14 protein-coding genes and 1 tRNA gene are annotated in these 17,256 nt (G+C 67.4%); 13 read left to right on the top strand and 2 right to left on the bottom strand.

All coding sequences use genetic code 11. From position 1 onward, the window contains the following. Window positions 1-25: 25 nt before the first annotated feature. The 7 genes from DFR31_RS00310 (at window position 26) to DFR31_RS00340 (ending at window position 9,565) form a co-directional block, all read left to right on the top strand. Window positions 26-1,567 carry a bifunctional aminoglycoside phosphotransferase/ATP-binding protein gene (locus DFR31_RS00310; protein WP_121440683.1) on the top strand — a complete coding sequence of 514 codons (1,542 nt, stop codon included), beginning with the start codon at window positions 26-28 and terminating at the stop codon, window positions 1,565-1,567. A gap of 64 nt (window positions 1,568-1,631) precedes the next feature. Then, window positions 1,632-2,996: a glutamate--cysteine ligase gene (locus DFR31_RS00315; protein ID WP_121440684.1), complete on the top strand. Its 1,365-nt coding sequence runs from the start codon at window positions 1,632-1,634 to the stop codon at window positions 2,994-2,996. Window positions 2,997-3,082: 86 nt separating this feature from the next. Next, complete coding sequence (locus DFR31_RS00320) at window positions 3,083-4,063, top strand: YbgA family protein (RefSeq protein WP_121440685.1); 981 nt, start codon at window positions 3,083-3,085, stop codon at window positions 4,061-4,063. Between the two features lie 40 nt (window positions 4,064-4,103). After that, the gene (locus tag DFR31_RS00325; RefSeq protein WP_170153549.1) at window positions 4,104-5,360 is read left to right on the top strand and encodes an efflux RND transporter periplasmic adaptor subunit; all 1,257 of its coding nucleotides are present in this window, start codon (window positions 4,104-4,106) and stop codon (window positions 5,358-5,360) included. Then, window positions 5,357-8,587, top strand: a complete 3,231-nt coding sequence (locus DFR31_RS00330) for an efflux RND transporter permease subunit (protein ID WP_245971050.1) — start codon at window positions 5,357-5,359, stop codon at window positions 8,585-8,587. Before DFR31_RS00325 ends, DFR31_RS00330 begins: the two co-directional genes overlap by 4 nt. Beyond that, the gene (locus tag DFR31_RS00335) at window positions 8,580-9,335 is read left to right on the top strand and encodes a competence/damage-inducible protein A (RefSeq protein WP_121440687.1); all 756 of its coding nucleotides are present in this window, start codon (window positions 8,580-8,582) and stop codon (window positions 9,333-9,335) included. Before DFR31_RS00330 ends, DFR31_RS00335 begins: the two co-directional genes overlap by 8 nt. Continuing rightward, entirely contained in the window at window positions 9,332-9,565 is a 234-nt protein-coding gene (locus tag DFR31_RS00340; protein ID WP_147436912.1) for a hypothetical protein, read from the top strand. The genes DFR31_RS00335 and DFR31_RS00340 overlap by 4 nt, the downstream gene beginning before the upstream one ends. 37 nt (window positions 9,566-9,602) lie before the next feature. On the opposite strand, the gene DFR31_RS00345 is transcribed toward DFR31_RS00340, so the two are convergent. Further along, entirely contained in the window at window positions 9,603-10,781 is a 1,179-nt protein-coding gene (locus DFR31_RS00345) for a YbfB/YjiJ family MFS transporter (RefSeq protein ID WP_121440689.1), read from the bottom strand. A gap of 141 nt (window positions 10,782-10,922) precedes the next feature. After that, window positions 10,923-11,007, bottom strand: a tRNA-Leu gene (locus tag DFR31_RS00350). A gap of 81 nt (window positions 11,008-11,088) precedes the next feature. Between DFR31_RS00350 and queA the strand changes: the two genes are divergently transcribed. The 6 genes from queA to secF all read left to right on the top strand — a co-directional run bounded on the left by queA (window position 11,089) and on the right by secF (window position 17,185). After that, the gene (gene queA, locus DFR31_RS00355; RefSeq protein WP_121440690.1) at window positions 11,089-12,126 is read left to right on the top strand and encodes a tRNA preQ1(34) S-adenosylmethionine ribosyltransferase-isomerase QueA; all 1,038 of its coding nucleotides are present in this window, start codon (window positions 11,089-11,091) and stop codon (window positions 12,124-12,126) included. After that, window positions 12,119-13,276 carry a tRNA guanosine(34) transglycosylase Tgt gene (tgt, locus tag DFR31_RS00360; RefSeq protein WP_425452485.1) on the top strand — a complete coding sequence of 386 codons (1,158 nt, stop codon included), beginning with the start codon at window positions 12,119-12,121 and terminating at the stop codon, window positions 13,274-13,276. The genes queA and tgt overlap by 8 nt, the downstream gene beginning before the upstream one ends. A gap of 147 nt (window positions 13,277-13,423) precedes the next feature. Further along, window positions 13,424-13,762 carry a preprotein translocase subunit YajC gene (gene yajC / locus DFR31_RS00365; RefSeq protein WP_121440691.1) on the top strand — a complete coding sequence of 113 codons (339 nt, stop codon included), beginning with the start codon at window positions 13,424-13,426 and terminating at the stop codon, window positions 13,760-13,762. 77 nt (window positions 13,763-13,839) lie between these two features. Next, window positions 13,840-14,337, top strand: a complete 498-nt coding sequence (gene yajC, locus DFR31_RS00370) for a preprotein translocase subunit YajC (RefSeq protein WP_121440692.1) — start codon at window positions 13,840-13,842, stop codon at window positions 14,335-14,337. A 27-nt stretch (window positions 14,338-14,364) separates the two neighbouring features. Continuing rightward, entirely contained in the window at window positions 14,365-16,230 is a 1,866-nt protein-coding gene (gene secD, locus DFR31_RS00375; RefSeq protein ID WP_121440693.1) for a protein translocase subunit SecD, read from the top strand. A 10-nt stretch (window positions 16,231-16,240) separates the two neighbouring features. Next, window positions 16,241-17,185 (top strand): protein translocase subunit SecF, encoded by a 945-nt coding sequence (gene secF, locus DFR31_RS00380; RefSeq protein ID WP_121440694.1) that lies wholly within the window; start codon window positions 16,241-16,243, stop codon window positions 17,183-17,185. The last annotated feature ends 71 nt before the right edge of the window (window positions 17,186-17,256 follow it).

Consider the following 17,256-nt stretch of genomic DNA (forward strand, 5'->3'; position numbering starts at 1 on the left):
GGTAAGTTATCGCTAGAGGTGTGAAGTGAGCAACGGCAGTAACGCCACGCCCCCCCAATCAGAGCTGCTAGCAGCGTTACGCGACCCCGCTATCTACCCTTGGCCGGTGGACGCAGTAGAGGTGATCGAGACCCACATCTCCACGGTGTTCCTGGCGGGCGACCACGTGCTGAAGATAAAGAAGCCGCTGGACCTGGGCTTTCTCGATTTCAGCACCCTGGAGCGCCGGGGCTGGTTCTGCGAGGAGGAGGTGCGCCTGAACAGCCGGCTGGCGCCGGACTGGTACCTGCGCCCCGTCCCCATCAGCGGAACAGTCGCTGCCCCCGAGATTGAGGGCGGGGGCGAGCCGCTGGAGTGGGGGGTGCTGATGCGCCGCTTCCCGCAGTCGGCGCTCGCGGATGCACGACTGGACCGCGGCGAGCTGCCCGTTAACGTAATGGATGGCCTGGCCCGGGTGGTGGCGGAGTTCCACGCAGAGATCCCGGCGGCTGGTCCGGACACCGATTACGGCACCGTCGACTCCGTGCTGGCACCGATGCTGCAAAACTTCGAGCAGTTGCGCGAGCTCGATGCCGCGGGGGCTGACCCGGCCGTGTTGGACGCCCTGGAGGCGTGGGTCCAGACCCAGGGGGAAGAGCTGGGTGAACTCATCGACGCCCGTTTCCAAGGTGGCTTCGTCCGCGAGTGCCACGGGGATTTGCACCTCGGGAACATCGCCTGGCACGAGGACGAGGTGATCGTCTTCGATGCCATCGAATTTGAGCCCTACCTGCGCTGGATCGACGTGGCCAACGAAGTGGCTTTCGTGGTCATGGACTTGGACCACCGGGGTGCCTACGACCACCGTCACCGCTTTCTGAATGCCTACCTGGAGCACACCGGCGATTACGGCATGATGCGGCTGCTGCGCTTTTATGCCGCCTACCGCGCCATGGTGCGCGCCAAGATCAACGGCTTTATGGCCAGCCAGGCGGAGGAGGGTAGCGAGGCGCGCCAGGCCGCGCGCCAACAGGTCACGGCCTACATGGCCCTGGCCCAGGGCTACACCCAGCTGCGTCGGCCCGAACTGGTCATTACCCACGGGCTGTCGGGCTCCGGCAAGACCCAGGTGGCGGGCGAGTTGGTAGCGGCGGAGGGGCACCTGCGGCTGCGGTCGGACGTGGAGCGCAAGCGGTTGTTCGGGGTTGCGCCCGAGGAACGCCGGGACGATGAACCCGAGGCGGGTCTCTACACCCCCGAGGCCACCGAGCGGACCTACAGCCACCTCGAAGGCCTGGCCCGGGAGATGCTCGAGGCGGGCTGGTCAGTGGTGGTGGACGCGGCCTTCCTGGACCCCCGTCACCGGGAGGCCTTCCGGGCACTGGCCGAGGAGCTGGAATGCGGGTTCCGGATCCTGGACGTGCAGGCCGCGCCAGACGTTCTGCGCGAGCGGGTGCGGGCGCGTGCCCGCGCAGGGGCTGATGCCTCCGATGCGACCGTGGACGTGCTGGAGCACCAACTGGCGGACTACGAGCCGCTGTCCGGTGACGAGGCGGCCCTCGCGCAGGTGATCCGCACCGACGACTAGCTGGCCGCAGGGCCCAAACCACAGGGCGGCTGCCCGTTACCCGATTTTCTTGGAGACAATGTAGATGTCCGCACCCGACAAGCCTGTCGCCGAGCCGATCACCCGTGTCGACTCGCTGGTGGAGTGGATGGCGGCGGGGTGCAAGCCACTGGAAGACTGGCGAATCGGCACCGAGCACGAGAAATTCGTGTTCCACCGGGGGGACCTGAGCCCGGTGCCTTACGAAGGCGAGCGGGGCATCGGCCAGTTCCTGGGGCAAATGCAGCGCTTCGGCTGGACACCGGTGCGCGAGGGCGAAAACACCATCGCCCTCAAGAAGGACCAGGCCAGCATCACCCTGGAGCCCGGCGGGCAGTTGGAGCTTTCCGGCGCGCCCCTGGAGAACATCCACCAGTCCTGTTGCGAGGTGCAGGAGCACCTCCGCCAGGTGGATGAGGTGGCGCGGGAGTTGGATTTGGGCATGATCGGCCTGGGCTTCCACCCCACGGCGAAGCGCAGCGAGATCCCCTGGATGCCCAAGGGGCGCTACGGGGTCATGGGCAATTACATGCCCAAGGTCGGCACCCTGGGCCTGGACATGATGCTGCGGACCTGCACCGTGCAGGTGAACCTGGACTTCAGCTCTGAGACAGACATGGTGCGCAAGTTCCGGGTGGGCCTGGCCCTGCAGCCGCTGGCCACGGCGCTGTTCGCCAACTCCCCCTTCGTCGAGGGGCGTCCCAACGGTTTCCTGAGTTACCGCAGCCACGTCTGGACGGACACCGATAACGACCGCTGCGGCATGCTGCCCTTCGTCTTCGACCGGGATATGAGCTTCGAGCGCTACGTGGAGCATGTGCTCGACGTCCCCATGTACTTCGTCTATCGGGAGGGGCGGTACATCGACGTGGCCGGCCAGTCCTTCCGCGACTTCATGCAGGGCAGGCTCCCCGGCCTGCCCGGGGAGTACCCGAGCCTGAGTGATTGGGAGGACCACCTGTCCACCCTGTTCCCGGAAGTGCGGATGAAGCGTTTCATCGAGATGCGTGGTGCGGATGGTGGCCCCTGGGGCCGGCTCTGCGCCTTGCCCGCCTTCTGGGTCGGTCTGCTTTACAGCGAGTCGGCGCTGGATGAGGCGGTGCAGCTGATCGCGGATTGGGACGTGGCCGAGATTAGCGAACTGCGTGACCGGGTGCCCCGCGAAGGGCTGGACACCCCCTTTCGCGGCGGGACGCTGCGCGACGTGGCGTTGGAGGCGTTGGCCATCAGTCGGCGCGGTTTGGCGGACCGGGCGCGGCTGGACCGCCGGGGCCGGGACGAAGGGCATTTCCTGGACCTGCTCGACGGGATCGCGCAGTCGGGCCGGACGCCGGCAGAGGAACTGCTGGAAGCCTGGGAGCAGCGCTGGGATCACCAGGTCTACCCGGTCTTCAGGGAGTTCGCCTACTGAGTGGCTAGCCGGGCGGGCATTGCGTTGTCTGCCTGGCGGGACTAGCATTGTACAAGACTTGTACAATCTGATCCGGAGGGATCACCATGACTCAGGCCAGTTTTATGCCGCCCCGCGACAACAGCAAAATTCCCGTGGGTATCAGCTCCTGCCTTCTGGGTGAGCCGGTGCGCTATGACCGGGGCCACAAGCGCAGCAGCTTTATCACCGACATCCTGGCCGAATATTTCGATTTCCGCCCGGCCTGCCCGGAGGTAGCGATCGGGCTCGGGGTGCCGCGACCGCCCATCCGGCTCAGCGGTGACCCGGACAACCCCCGTGCCGTGGGGGTCAGTGACCCGGACAAGGACGTCACCGAGCCCTTGCGGGCCTACGGCGAGCAGATGGCTGGTGAGCTGGACTACATCAGTGGCTACATCTTCAAGAGCAAGTCACCGAGCTGCGGCCTGTTCCGCGTGAAGGTCTACGGTGCGCCCGGCAAGTCGCCCTCCACCCGGGGCCGCGGCCTCTACGCGGCGGCGATCACCGAGGCCAATCCGCTGCTGCCTGTGGAAGAGGAGGGGCGGCTCAACGACCCGGTTTTGCGCGAGAATTTCATCGGCCGGGTCTACGCCTACCACCGCTGGCAGACCCTGCTCGCGGAGGGCGTTACGCCCGAACGGCTGGTGGCGTTTCACACGGCACACAAACTGATCCTGATGGCGCACGGGCGCCAGGGGTTGCGCGAGCTGGGCCAGCTGGTGGCCCAGGCCGGGGAGGGTGATATACACGCTCTCGCAGCGCGTTACGGCGAACTCTTCATGCAGACCCTGGGCCACAAGGCCACCCGGCGCAGGCATACCGATGTGCTCTTCCACCTGCTGGGTTACCTCAAGCGGACGCTGGCGAGCGACGAAAAGGCGGAGGCGGTGGAGCTCATCCACGATTACCGGGAGGGGCGGGTCCCCCTCATCGTGCCGGTGACGCTGTTCCGGCACCACTTCCGCAAGCACCCGGAGCCCTACATCCAGCGCCAGCTCTATCTCGACTGGCAGCCGGCAGGCCTGGGCCTTTGGAATGCCATCTGACCGGGGGGTGGGCCACCGGGACCACAAGGACGATGATCGAGTGAGCGGCAACCGACTTCTGAAAGCACTACTGCCCCCGCTGGTGATCGCCGCGGGGGTGGCGCTGTTCCTGCTACTGCGGGCGACCGCGCCGGAGACCGAGCCCCAGCCGGTGGAGGAGCCGGCCTGGGCCGTGCAAAGCGTCGAGGTCAGCCCTACGCCGGTCCCGCCCCGGCTGCGCCTTTCCGGCTACCTGGAATCCCCCCGGACCAGCATGCTGACGGCCGCCGTGGAAGCGGATGTGGCGTCGGTGCCGGTGCGGGAGGGGCGCCGGGTGGAGGCCGGCGATGTCCTGGTGGAGCTGGACCGGGCCGACCTGGAACTGCAGCTGCGGGAACAGACCGCGGAGGTCAACGATCTGCGCTCCCAGCGGGCGCTGGAGGAACGCCAGATCGAAGCGGACCGCCGGGAGCTGGCCAATGAGCGGGAGCTGGTGGCCATTGCCGAGCGGGAGCTGAACCGTGTGCAGCGCCTGGCCGACCGGGACATGGCCTCGGGCTCCGACGTGGATGCCCGCCGCCGGGAGCTGGAGCAGCAGCAGATGTCGCTCAGCGGGCGGCAACTGGCAGTGGATTCCGCCGAGAACCGGCTGGAGCAGCTGGCGGCCCGACTGGACCGGGCCGAGGCCGTGCGCGACCGGTTCGCCCGCGACCTGGGCCGGACCACCGTGCGCGCCCCCTTCACCGGCCGGTTGTCCGAGGTCCACGTGAGCCCCGGGGACCGGGTCCGCCCCGGCGAGCAGCTGGTCCAGGTCTATGACACCCGGGCGCTGGAGGTCCGTGCCCACCTGCCGGCCGGCAAGATCGGGCCCGTGCGTCGGGTGTTGGCTCTAGAGGACGGCCTGTCCGCCACGGCGATGGTGGATGCCCAGTCACTGCGCCTGGAGTTGGACCGGCTCAGTGGCCGTTCCGAACGGGGGGAGGGCGGCGTGGCCGGTCTGTTCCGCGTGGTCGAGGGGGGCGAGGACCTGCCGCTGGGCCGCTTCGTGGCGCTGGAGGCGCTGTTGCCGGCGGAACCGGACGCCGTAGTGCTGCCCTTCGAGGCCCTGTACGGGACTCGCCGGGTCTACCGGCTGGACGATGAGCGCATGCGCGCGGTGGAAGTGGAGCGCCTTGGCGAGGCCCCGTTGGCGGATGGCCGCCGCGGCATGCTGGTGCGCAGCCGGGAGCTGACCGCGGGGACCCGGGTGGTGGTCACCCAGATCCCGCGGGCCATGGACGGGTTGCGGGTGCGTGACCTGGGGAGTGAGCAGCCGTGAGTCGTAGGGCCACCGCCGGCAGCCTGGCCTGGTTCTCCCGGCATGCGGTCGCCGCCAACCTGGTGCTCCTGCTGATGGTGGTGGGCGGACTGTACGCCCTCAGCCAGTTGAACACCCAGTTCTTCCCCAACTTCGAACTCGACATCGTCAACGTCGAGGTGGAGTGGCAGGGTGCCACCGCAGAGGACGTGGCGGACGGTATCACCCGCCCGCTGGAGGATGAACTGCGCGACCTGGACGGGTTGCGCGAGATGGTTTCCACCTCCGCCGAAGGCATCTCCGTCATCACCCTGGAGTTCTCCGAGGGCACGGACATGGCTCAGGCGGTGGAGGATGCCAAGGAGCGGGTGGGTCGGGTGCGTAACCTGCCGCCGGATTCCGAGACGCCCACCATCAATCGGGTCACCCGCTACGATCCCATCGCCCGCGTACTTCTCACGGGCGATCTACAGCCGGATGAACTGCGCGGCGTGGCCCGCGATCTGGAGGAGAGCCTGCTCCAGAGCGGGGTCGCCCGGGTGCAGGTAACCGGCCTGCCGGACGAGGAAATCCGGATCACCACCGGCAATGATCAGCTGCTGGACCTGGGCCTCTCCTTCGACCGGTTTGCTGGCCTAATCGGCAGCCAGAGCCGCGACCTGCCCGCCGGTGAGGTGGGGGAGGCGGACGTGGCGCGGCAGTTGCGCAGCCTGGAGCAGCGCCGCAGCGTTGCCGAATTCGAAAACCTGCAACTCTCCATCGATGGGCGCAACATCATGCTCGGCGACATCGCCAGCGTGGAGCGGCTGCCCCGCGACGGTGAGATCGAAGTCTACTACCAGGGCCGCCCCGCGGTGGAGCTGCTGCTGGAGCGGGCGGAGCAGGAGGATGCCCTGGACAGTGCCCGGATTCTCGAAGACTGGGTGGCGGAGACCCAACCCACCCTGCCACCGGGGGTGGAGCTGCAGGTCTTTGACGAGTCCTGGGAGCTGATCAGCGAGCGCATCGGGCTACTGGTTAAAAACGGCCTCAGCGGGTTGCTCCTGGTGGTGGGGATACTGTTCGTCTTCCTGTCCGGACGGGTGGCCTTCTGGGTCACGGTAGGTATCCCCGCCTCCTTCCTCGCGGCCCTGACCGTGCTGTGGCTGGTCGGGGGCAGCATCAACATGATGAGCCTGTTCGCGCTCATCATGACACTGGGCATCATCGTGGACGATGCCATTGTCGTGGGGGAGGACGGCCTCGCGCATTATCAACGGGGTGAGGGCCCGTGGCGTGCCTCCGAGGGGGGCGCACGGCGCATGCTGCCCCCGGTGGTGGCCTCGTCACTCACTACCATCGCCGCCTTCCTGCCACTGATGGCGGTGGGGGGCGTGATCGGCAATATTCTGTTCGACATCCCGCTGGTCGTGGTCTGCGTGATCATCGCGTCCTTGGTGGAGGCCTTCCTGGTGTTGCCGGGCCACCTGCGGCGGTCATTCGAGGCGATGCAACGCCCCGACGGCGGGTGGCCGGGCCGGATCTGGCGGTTATTCACCCGGCAACGATCGCAGCCGCCGGCGGTGGATGAGGCGGGGCGGGCGCTGCGGCCCGGGCCGGGGCCGGTGCGCCGCCGCATCGACGGGGCATTTGATCGCTTCCGGGACGGTTACTTCATCCCCGCCGTGCAGCGGGCGCTGGCCTTTCGCTGGACCACCATCGCGGTCGGGGTGGCCCTGGTGATCGGCTCGGTGGGGCTGGTGGCAGGTGGTCGGATCGCGTTCACCTTCTTCCCCAACGTGGAAGGCACCATCCTCAACGCCAACACCAGCTTCGTGGCCGGCACCCCGAGGGAGCGTACCAAAGCCTACCTGGAGCGGTTGGAGTCGGCCCTGCTGGAGACCGAGGAGGCGCTTGGCGGTGAACTGCTGCGCGGCCACCTCGTATACGTGGGCAAGAAACTGAGCGATGGAACCGGCACCCAGGACCGCGGCGACCACTACGGGTCCATCATGGTCGAACTGGTCTCGCCCGATGCGCGCGATGTCTCCAACAGCGAGTTCATGGCGGAGTGGCGGGAACGGGTCCCCGCGGCCGCCGGCCTGGAGGACCTGGTGATCCAGGAGCGGATGGCTGGCCCACCGGGGGATGACTTGGATATCCGGCTGATCGGCCCGGATATCCACCAGCTCAAGACCGCTTCCGAGGCGCTGCAGGAGACGCTGGCCAGCTACGCCGGTGTCTCGGCGATCAGCGACGACCTGCCCTGGGGCCAGGAGCAGTGGATCTACAGCCTGACCGAAGAGGGCCGCGCCCTGGGGCTGGACGTGGCCGAGATCGGTAGCCAGCTGCGGGCCACCTATCTGGGCGAGCTGGTCCAGATCTTCCACGAGCGGCGTGACGAAGTGGAGGTACGCGTCCGTCTGGACGAGGGCGAACGGCGGGGACTGGCGGCGTTGTCCGACTTCCGCGTCCAACTGCCCGACGGGGGCGCCGTGCCCCTGGACAGCGTGGCCCAGATCGACAGCCGGCGGGGCTTCGAGGCCCTGCGCCATATTGATGCCCGTCAGGCGGTCACTGTGACCGCTGACGTGGACGCCGCCGTGGCCAATGCCAATCGCATCCTGGCCGACCTGGAGGCGAGTGCGTTGCCCGACCTGGCTGCCCAGCACGGGCTGGAATACTCGTTCGGGGGACGGGCACAGGATCAGGAGGAGACCCTCGCCGACATGCGGACCGGGCTGGTGCTGGCACTGACCCTGATCTACATCATCCTGGCCTGGATCTTCGGCTCCTACGGCTGGCCGCTGGTGGTGATGGCGGTGATCCCCTTCAGCCTGGTGGGGGCCTTCCTGGGCCATTGGGTGATGGGGCTGGACCTGACCATCCTCTCGCTCTTCGGGCTGTTCGGCTTGACGGGGATCGTGGTCAATAATTCCATCATCCTTGTGGTCTTCTACCGACAGCTGAGAGAACAACGGCGGATGTCGGCGGACCGGGCGTTGGTGGAGGCCTCGCGCCAGCGGTTACGACCGGTACTGCTCACCTCTCTTACCACCATCGGCGGGCTGCTGCCCCTGCTGTTCGAGACCTCGGTGCAGGCCCAGTTCCTGATTCCCATGGCGGTGTCCATTGCCGGCGGTCTGGCGGGGGCCACCCTGCTGGTGCTGTTCCTGGTGCCCGCCATGCTGTCCGTCTACGAGAGCGCCGCGGAGCGCCTGAACGGCGGCGCCGACAACCGATTCCGGGAGGCAACAGACCATGGCTGAGCAGTGGGAGCCCCGTTTCGGGGTGCTGATTATCGGAGATGAGCTGCTCTCCGGCCGTCGCCAGGACAAACACATGGCGGCGGTTATCGAGCGGCTGGATGCGCGCGGGCTGGAACTGTCCTGGGCGCGGATCGTGGGCGACGACCCGCAACTGCTCACCGAGAACCTGCGCGAGACCTTCCGCTCCGGCGATGTGGTGTTCAGCTTCGGGGGGATCGGTGCCACCCCCGACGACCGGACCCGGCAGTGCGCCGGCGAGGCCCTGGACCTACCGCTTGTTCTGCACCCGGAGGGTGAGCGTGAGATCCGCGAACAGTTCGGCGACCGCGCCACGGCGCAGCGGCTGCGCATGGCGGAGTTCCCGGAGGGGGCCGAACTGGTCCCCAACCCGGTGAACCGGGTGGCCGGCTTCTCCATCCGCCACCACCACTTCGTGCCGGGTTTCCCCAAGATGGCCTGGCCGATGGTGGAATGGGTGCTGGATCACCACTACGCGCGCTGGCACGCTCCGGGAGTCCGGGTGCAGCAGACGTTCCGGGTGCCGGGGGCCCGCGAGGGCGACCTTATCCCGTTGATGGAGCAGTTCGTCGCGCGCTACCCGGAGCTGCGCCTGTCCTGCCTGCCGCGTTCCGATGCCAAGGGTTTCGAGGTGGAGCTGGGGTTGCGCGGTGAGGCCGACCAGGTGGAGCCGGCCATGGAGGCGCTTCGGGCTGCGGTTACCGCGATGGGGTACGAGGTGCGGGAGTGAGGCTGCGTCCGGTGGACTGGTTGATCGGCGTGGGCTTTGCGCTGGGTTGCGCCGCTTGCCTGGTGGTCACGGTGGTGCTGCTGGGCAACGGGGTGCTCGGGCTGCTTGGACGCGGTGAGGCAGTGCTGGGAAGCCCCGGGGATCACTGGCCGGTAATGGTCGTGCTGGCGGGGTTGCTGTTGCCCCTGGTGCTCTGGGGCATGGCCCGGCGGAACCACACCGGCGAGTGACCACAACGCCCCATTGCCATCGCGCAGCCTGGGGCAATCACTTTCGCCGCAGGCCGTAGCCGGCGAGCAGCGTGGCGAGCAGCAGCGCCCCGCCGCCCAGCCAGAGGAGCGGTTGGTAGCTGTTCGCCCAGCCGAAGAGGGCGGAGTGGGCCCAGGCGGCCACGCCCTGGGCAAGGGCGAAGGCTGCAGTCAGGCGCCCCCACAGCCGTGCCTGCTGCCCGGGTGGGCAGAGCTCCGCCAACCGCCCGGAGACCAGCACCACCATGCCGGGCGTGGTGGCGCCGATGAACAGCGACGAGGCGAACAACAGCGGACCGAAGTGCCACACTGAGGGCAGCAGGGTGGCCAGGGCCATCAGGCCCAACGTGAGGGCGAGGGTGGGGGCAAAGCCGTGCTGACGCGCGGCCGAGCCGGCGAGCAGAGCGCCCATCAGTGCCCCCAGACCGAAAAGGGTCCAGTAGGCACTGGCCTGGCCCAGGCCCATACCCACCTCGCGGGCCAGGTAATCCACCCAGAAGACCGTGTGCGGGATGTAGCCCACTGCCACCAGGCAGTAACAGGCCGCGAGCAACAGGATTGCCGTGCGGCCTTCCTGCCCGCCCGGGCGCCAATGACCCTTGGCCTGGCCGGGGTCTGCGTGCGCCCCGGGCCGGTTCCGGCCCCAGGCACGCAAACTGATGGCCGTGGCCAGCAGGGCGGTCCCCGCAAGCACGGCCCAGCCCATGGCCGCATGCCGGTCCGCCATTCCGGGCAGCACGATGCCCGAGAGCGCCACCCCGATCCCGATACCGCTGAAGATGATGGCCCCCACGGCGGGTCGCTGGGCGGCCGGGGTCCGGCTCAGGGCTTCGGAGACGGCCACCACCATCAGGATGGCGCCGCCGACGCCGGCGACACCCCGCCAGAGGGCGAACCAGGCGAACCCCCAGGGCCACAAGCAGGCGGCCAAGGCAACGGTGGTCAGAATCAGATTGACGCGGATGACACGGGCCGGACCGAAACGTCGGGCCAGCGGCGCCCCGGCCAGGGCGCCGATCAGGTAGCCAAGCAGGTTGGCCGCGCCCAGCCACGCGGTCTGCGTGGCGCTGAACCACCCCTGTTCCACCATCGGGGTGATCAACGGGGCGTAGGCGAACCGTGCCAGGCCCACGCCCACCAGTGTGGCTGCCAGGCCGGCCAGGGCCAGGCGGAGCAACGGCAGCGGAATCAGGCGCATGGGCGGGGGCGTGCGGTCGGAAGCGCGGCGTTCTGGGGTGCGGGGGCGTGGCCCGCGCGTCGGGCACAGGGGAGCGGGAAGAGCCGCTTGTGCACGCGATCCTCCTCAGGGGACGGGGCAGGTGCTTGCTGGGAGAGAAGGTGGTGCCGCCCCCCGGACTTGAACCGGGACGCCCGAAGGCAAGGGATTTTGAATCCCTCGTGTCTACCAATTCCACCAGGGCGGCAGCGGCGCACAGTATACGGGCGTTACCGGCGCCAAGCAATTTTCGTCCGTTGGCGTGGCGCATCTGCTAACATCCCGCGCCATGCACGTGGATGACTTTCATTTCGATCTGCCCGAGGCGCTGATCGCGCACCACCCCCCGGAGCAGCGGCGGGACAGCCGACTCTTGTGTCTGGACCGTGAGACCGGCGCGATCGCGGACCGCCGGTTCCCGGACCTGGAGGGGCTGCTGCGCCCGGAAGACCTCCTGGTACTCAATGACACCCGCGTGATCCCCGCGCGCCTGTTCGGCCAGAAGCCGACGGGCGGGCGCGTGGAGGTGCTGGTGGAGCGGCCGCTGGACCCGCACCGCGTGTTGGCCCGCCTGCGTGCCAGCAAGACCCCTTCGACGGGCACGGTACTTCACCTCGAGGGTGGGGCCGAGGCGGAGGTTACCGGCCGGGAGGGCGAGTTCTTCACCCTGCGCTTTGCCGGGGAGCGGACCGTGCTGGAGATACTGGAGCAGCACGGTCACATGCCGCTGCCGCCCTATATCCGGCGGGAGGACGTGGCCGCTGACCGGCAGCGCTACCAGACCGTGTTCGCCCGCAAACCCGGGGCCGTGGCCGCGCCTACCGCCGGGCTGCACTTTGACAACGAGATGCTGGCGCGGATCGGTGCCCGCGGCGTGGATACCGCCTGGGTGACCCTGCATGTGGGGTCGGGCACGTTTGCCCCGCTGCGGGTGACCGACCCGCGTGAGCACCGGATGCACAGCGAGTGGCTGGATGTGCCTGCCACCACTTGCGCGGCCGTCGAGCGCGCCCGGGCACGGGGCGGCCGGGTGGTGGCCATCGGGACCACCGTGGTCCGCGCCCTGGAGACTGCCGCCGGCGATGGGGCCTTGCGCCCCTACCAGGGCGAGACGGATATCTTCATCTACCCGGGGTACCGTTTTCAGGCGGTCGATGCCCTGGTGACCAACTTCCATCTGCCCGGCTCCACGCTGCTCATGCTGGTGAGCGCCTTTGCCGGGCGCGAGCGGGTGCTGGCGGCCTACCGCCATGCGGTGGCTGAACATTACCGCTTCTTCAGTTACGGAGATGCCATGTTCCTGGCCAAGGGGGCCGCCGATGAGTGAGCAGCAGCCGGACCAGGCGCGTCTGGGCTTCGACCTGATGGCCACGGACGGCGCGGCCCGCCGTGCCCGGATCCACCTGCCCCGGGGGCAGATCGATACGCCTGCCTTCATGCCCGTGGGCACCTACGGTACGGTCAAGGCCATGACCCCCGAAGAGTTGGAGGGCATGGGGGCGCAGATCATCCTGGGCAACACCTTCCACCTCTGGTTGCGGCCCGGCACCGACATCATCCGCGAGCACGGCGACCTGCACGACTTTTGCCACTGGCAGGGGCCGATCCTCACCGATTCCGGGGGCTTCCAGGTGTTCAGCCTGGGGGATCTGCGCAAGATCACCGAGGAGGGGGTGCATTTCCGCTCCCCGGTGGATGGCGCGCGGGTGTTCATGGGGCCGGAGGAGTCCATGGCGGTGCAGCGGGCCCTGGGCTCCGATATCGTCATGATCTTCGACGAGTGCACGCCCTACCCGGCGGACCATGAAACCGCCCGCCGCTCCATGGCCCTGTCCCTGCGCTGGGCGGCACGCAGCAAGGCCGCCCACGGTGACAACCCGGCGGCGCTGTTCGGCATCGTCCAGGGGGGCATGTACCCCGACCTGCGGAGTGAGTCCCTGGAGGGGTTGCTGGAGATCGGTTTCGATGGCTACGCCATCGGCGGGCTGTCCGTGGGGGAGCCGCACGAGGAGCGGGTGGCGGTGCTGGATCACCTCTCGGGCCAGTTGCCGACGGATCGTCCGCGCTACCTGATGGGCGTGGGCAAGCCGGAGGATATCGTGGAGGCGGTGAGGCGGGGCGTGGACATGTTCGACTGCGTGATCCCGACCCGCAATGCCCGCACCGGGTTCCTCTACACCCACGAGGGGCTCATCCGCCTGCGCAACGCCAAGCATGCGCGTGACACCGGCCCGTTGGACCCGCACTGCGACTGCTACACCTGCCGCAATTTCTCGCGCGCCTACCTCCGGCATCTCGATAAATGTAACGAGATCCTGGGCTCGCGCCTGAACACCATCCACAACCTGCACTATTACCAGGACCTGATGCGGGGTATGCGCCAAGCCATTGCCGAGGGCCGCCTCGAGGCGTGGGTGGAGACATTCTATGGGCTGCGTGGCGAGACGGCGCCACCGGCGCCCTCGCGCGCCGGCTGATTGGGATTGCAGCTACGCTTTTCGCCCCAAGGCCCTGAGTGCAAAGGCGAGTCCCAGTCGAGGTTCGAGTAAGTGCGGGGCTGTGCCATAATAGCCCCCTTTTGGGACCGGGCGCCTGCCGCGCCCGGTAAAGCTGGAGGAGAACGGATGGACTTTTTCATCTCCCCTGCCATGGCGCAGGGTGGAGCCGGCGGAGGCGGCGGCATGAGCTTCCTGGTCTTCACCCTGGTGCTCATCGCGGTGTTCTGGTTCCTGGTGATCCGGCCTCAACAGAAGCGGATGAAGGCCCATCGCCAGATGCTTAGCGAGTTGAACGAGGGCGACGAGGTGGTCACCAACGGTGGCGACCTGGGTCGGATCACCTGGCTGAGTGACAGTTGGATGGGGCTGCAGGTCACCCCTGAGCAGGAGTGGGTGGTGCAGCGCCAGTTCGTGGCCCACCAGATGCCCAAGGGCACCGTGGAGCAGTCCTGGGAGCAGGACTGAAGCCGCTGGCAGCCGTCTGCACTGGTGCATTCCGCCGGGGCAGCCGGAACCGATCAAGATAAAGACAGGAGCGCGTGATGGACTTTTTCATTTCCACTGCCATGGCCCAAGGGGGCGGCGAGCAGGGCAATCCGCTTTTCGGGATCATCTTCTTGGTCCTGATGATGGCCATTTTCTGGTTTTTGCTCATCCGCCCGCAGCAGAAGCGCCAGAAAGAGCACCAGAAAATGGTCGGCGAACTCTCCCGCGGTGATGAGGTTGTCACCAACGGCGGGGTGCTGGGCCGGGTGACCGCCGTGGGTGAAACTTTCATCACCCTGGAGGTCTCCAAGAGCCAGCAGGTGCGCGTGCAGAAGAATGCCGTGGCCAACGTGATGCCCAAGGGGACGATCAAGGAGCAGGAAAAGGCCGCGCAGCAGGCGAAGAAGGATGCCAAGAAGCAGGAGCAGCAGCCCCAGGTCGACGACCAGTCTGACGAGCCGGCTCCTGCCGAGGAGGCTTCGGCCGAAGAGACCGAGAAGGGCGCCGAGGGCTCTGAGGATGCCACCCAGGACAAGGACCGGCCGGCGCAGTAACAGGTTGCGCCCGTTGGCGGAGGCAGAATGAACCGCTACCCCCTCTGGAAGTACCTGATTCTCATCGTGGTGATTGGCATCGGCGTGCTCTACGCCCTGCCAAACCTGTTCGGTGAGGACCCCACCCTGCAGATCTCCACCGCGGATGGCGAGCCACCGGACCAGGAGACCCAGCAGGAGTTGCTGCGTTTCCTGGAGGAGGAGGGGCTGAACCCGACCGGGGCCGAGACCCTGGAAGGGCTGTACCTCATCCGCTTCGAGAGCGTGGACGACCAGATGGAGGCGGCGGACCGGGTCTCCGCCAAACTGGGCCGTGACTACACGGTCGCCATGACGCTGACCCCGGCCACCCCCAACTGGCTGCGTGCGCTGAATGCGGAGCCCATGTACCTGGGGCTGGACCTCCGGGGCGGCGTCCACTTCCTGCTGGAGGTGGACGTGAACGCGCTCAAGGAGCAAACGGTCGAGCGCCACGTCAACGACTTCCGGACGGTGCTTCGGCAGAATCGCATCCGCTACGGGCAGGTCGAGGCCTATGACGACCTGGCGGTGCGGGTCTCCTTCCGTGAAGCCCCTGCGCGCGAGGAGGCCCAGCGCCTCCTGCAGGAGGACTTCGACGAATTGGAGTTCGATCAGGAGGAGTCCGACGGCAATTTCTACCTGATCGCACGGGTCAGTGAGGAGGAGCTGGACGAACTGATTCAGTTCTCGGTCAGCCAGAACATCACCACCCTGCGGAACCGGGTCGATGAGCTGGGCGTGGCCGAGCCGGTGATCCAGCGCCAGGGGGCCGAGCGCATCGTGGTCCAGCTGCCCGGCGTGCAGGACCCGGCGCGGGCCAAGGAGATTCTGGGCGCCACTGCCACGCTGGAGTTCCGGCTGGTGGATATGGAGAACTACCCGTTTGACGGCGATCCGGACTCGCCCCGCATCCCGCCATCCTCCGAACTCTTCCAGGAGCGTGATGGCGGCCACGTGGTGCTGCAGCGGGACGTGATGATGACCGGTGACCGCATCGTGCACGCCGCCTCCGGGCTCGACCAGGAGACCGGCGGGCCACAGGTCAACATCCGGCTGTCCGGTGCCGCGGGTCGGCAGTTCAACCGCATCACCCGCGACCACGTGGGTGACCTGATGGCGGTGGTGTTCATTGAGCGCCAATCGGAAATGGTGCTGGTGAACGACGAACCGCAGCGCGAGGTCACCGAGGTTCGCGAGGTGATCAGCGTGGCCAACATCCGGGAGCCATTGGGTTCGAGCTTCCGGATCACCGGCCTGGACAGCAGCTCCGAGGCCCGCAACCTGGCCCTGCTGCTGCGTGCCGGTGCCCTGGCCGCGCCCATCGACATCGTCGAGGAGCGGACCATCGGCCCGAGCCTGGGTGCGGAGAACGTCCGGCAGGGCTTCCTGGCCGTGGTGATCGGGTTCGCCCTGGTGGTCGTCTTCATGGCGCTCTACTACCGGGTGTTTGGCCTGGTGGCCAATCTGGCTCTGATCACCAACCTGGTGCTCATCGTCGCCATCCTGTCGCTGCTGCAGGCGACCCTGACGCTGCCTGGTATTGCCGGCATCGTGCTCACGGTGGGGATGGCAGTGGACGCCAACGTCCTCATATTCCAGCGAATACGCGAGGAGCTGCACGCCGGATCCAGTATTCAGAGGGCGATCAGCGAGGGCTACGGCAAGGCCTTCTCCACCATTGCGGACGCCAACGTGACCACGTTGATCGCCGCCGTCGTGCTGTTCGTGTTCGGCACCGGCCCGGTTCAGGGCTTTGCGGTGACGTTGTCCATCGGGCTGGTGACCTCCATGTTCACCGCCATCCTGGGCACGCGGGCGGTTATTAACCTCATCTACGGCGGCAACAAGCGCGTCGAAGCGCTGAAGATCTGACGGGGGCGATATGGAGTTATTTAAACGAGAACCCCGGATCGACTTTCTGGGCAAGCGCCGGCTGGGGTTGGTGCTGTCGGTGGTGCTGCTGCTTGCCTCGATCGGTTCGCTCGCATACCAAGGGCTGAACCTGGGCATCGACTTCACCGGTGGGACGGTGGTGGAGGTGGGTTACCCCGAGGCGGCCGATCTGGACCGTATCGAGTCGGTGCTGGAGGAGGCCGGTTACGGCGATGCGGCCGTCCAGTTCTTCGGGACGCAGCGGGACGTGATGATCCGGGTGCCGCCGCGTGAGGATGCGGAGAGCGCCACCATCAGTGAGGAGATTCTGGACGCCCTGCAGTCGGATAATGCCGACGTCGACCTGCGTCGGGTGGAGTTTGTCGGTCCACAGGTGGGTCGTGAACTCACGGAGCAGGGGCTGCTGGCGATGCTCTATGCGCTTGGCGGCATCCTGTTGTATGTGGCGTTCCGCTTCGAGTACCGCTTTGCCATCGGGTCGGTGGCGGCGCTGCTGCACGACATCATCCTGGTGCTGGGCTTTTTCTCCATCACCCGCATGCAGTTCGACCTCACAGTGCTGGCGGCGGTGCTGGCTATCATCGGCTACTCGCTCAACGACACCATCGTGGTCTTCGACCGGATCCGGGAGAACTTCCTGAAGATCCGCAAGGCAGGGTCGCGCGAGGTGATGAACATTTCCATCAACCAGACGCTGTCCCGGACCCTGGTCACCTCGTTCACCACCCTGCTGGTGGTCGGCTCGCTGATGGTCGTCGGGGGGGAACTGATTCGTGGCTTCGCCACGGCGCTCGCGGTGGGCGTGTTGATTGGTACTTACTCCTCTATATATGTGGCCAGTGCCTCGGCGCTGGCGCTCGGGGTAACCAAGCAGGACCTCCTGCCCCCGGAAAAGGAGGAGAAGGAGGGCGAGGAGCAGGGGGAGCGGCCCTGACGCTCAGGTTTTTCCGCTGTTCCGCACGCAGGGGCCCCGGTGCACGTTTGTTGCCCGGGGCTTTTTTGTGT

This window comes from Alkalispirillum mobile (genome assembly GCF_003664325.1).
GTDB lineage: Bacteria > Pseudomonadota > Gammaproteobacteria > Nitrococcales > Halorhodospiraceae > Alkalilimnicola > Alkalilimnicola mobilis.

What these genes read in the sequence shown, in the direction of transcription:
- DFR31_RS00335 (WP_121440687.1), top strand. Translation starts at nt 8,580, where the DNA reads ATGGCTGAGCAGTGGGAGCCCCGTTTCGGGGTGCTGATTATCGGAGAT.
- DFR31_RS00345 (WP_121440689.1), bottom strand. Translation starts at nt 10,781, where the DNA reads ATGCGCCTGATTCCGCTGCCGTTGCTCCGCCTGGCCCTGGCCGGCCTG.
- secD (WP_121440693.1), top strand. Translation starts at nt 14,365, where the DNA reads ATGAACCGCTACCCCCTCTGGAAGTACCTGATTCTCATCGTGGTGATT.
- DFR31_RS00320 (WP_121440685.1), top strand. Translation starts at nt 3,083, where the DNA reads ATGACTCAGGCCAGTTTTATGCCGCCCCGCGACAACAGCAAAATTCCC.
- yajC (WP_121440691.1), top strand. Translation starts at nt 13,424, where the DNA reads ATGGACTTTTTCATCTCCCCTGCCATGGCGCAGGGTGGAGCCGGCGGA.
- secF (WP_121440694.1), top strand. Translation starts at nt 16,241, where the DNA reads ATGGAGTTATTTAAACGAGAACCCCGGATCGACTTTCTGGGCAAGCGC.
- yajC (WP_121440692.1), top strand. Translation starts at nt 13,840, where the DNA reads ATGGACTTTTTCATTTCCACTGCCATGGCCCAAGGGGGCGGCGAGCAG.
- queA (WP_121440690.1), top strand. Translation starts at nt 11,089, where the DNA reads ATGCACGTGGATGACTTTCATTTCGATCTGCCCGAGGCGCTGATCGCG.
- tgt (WP_425452485.1), top strand. Translation starts at nt 12,119, where the DNA reads ATGAGTGAGCAGCAGCCGGACCAGGCGCGTCTGGGCTTCGACCTGATG.
- DFR31_RS00315 (WP_121440684.1), top strand. Translation starts at nt 1,632, where the DNA reads ATGTCCGCACCCGACAAGCCTGTCGCCGAGCCGATCACCCGTGTCGAC.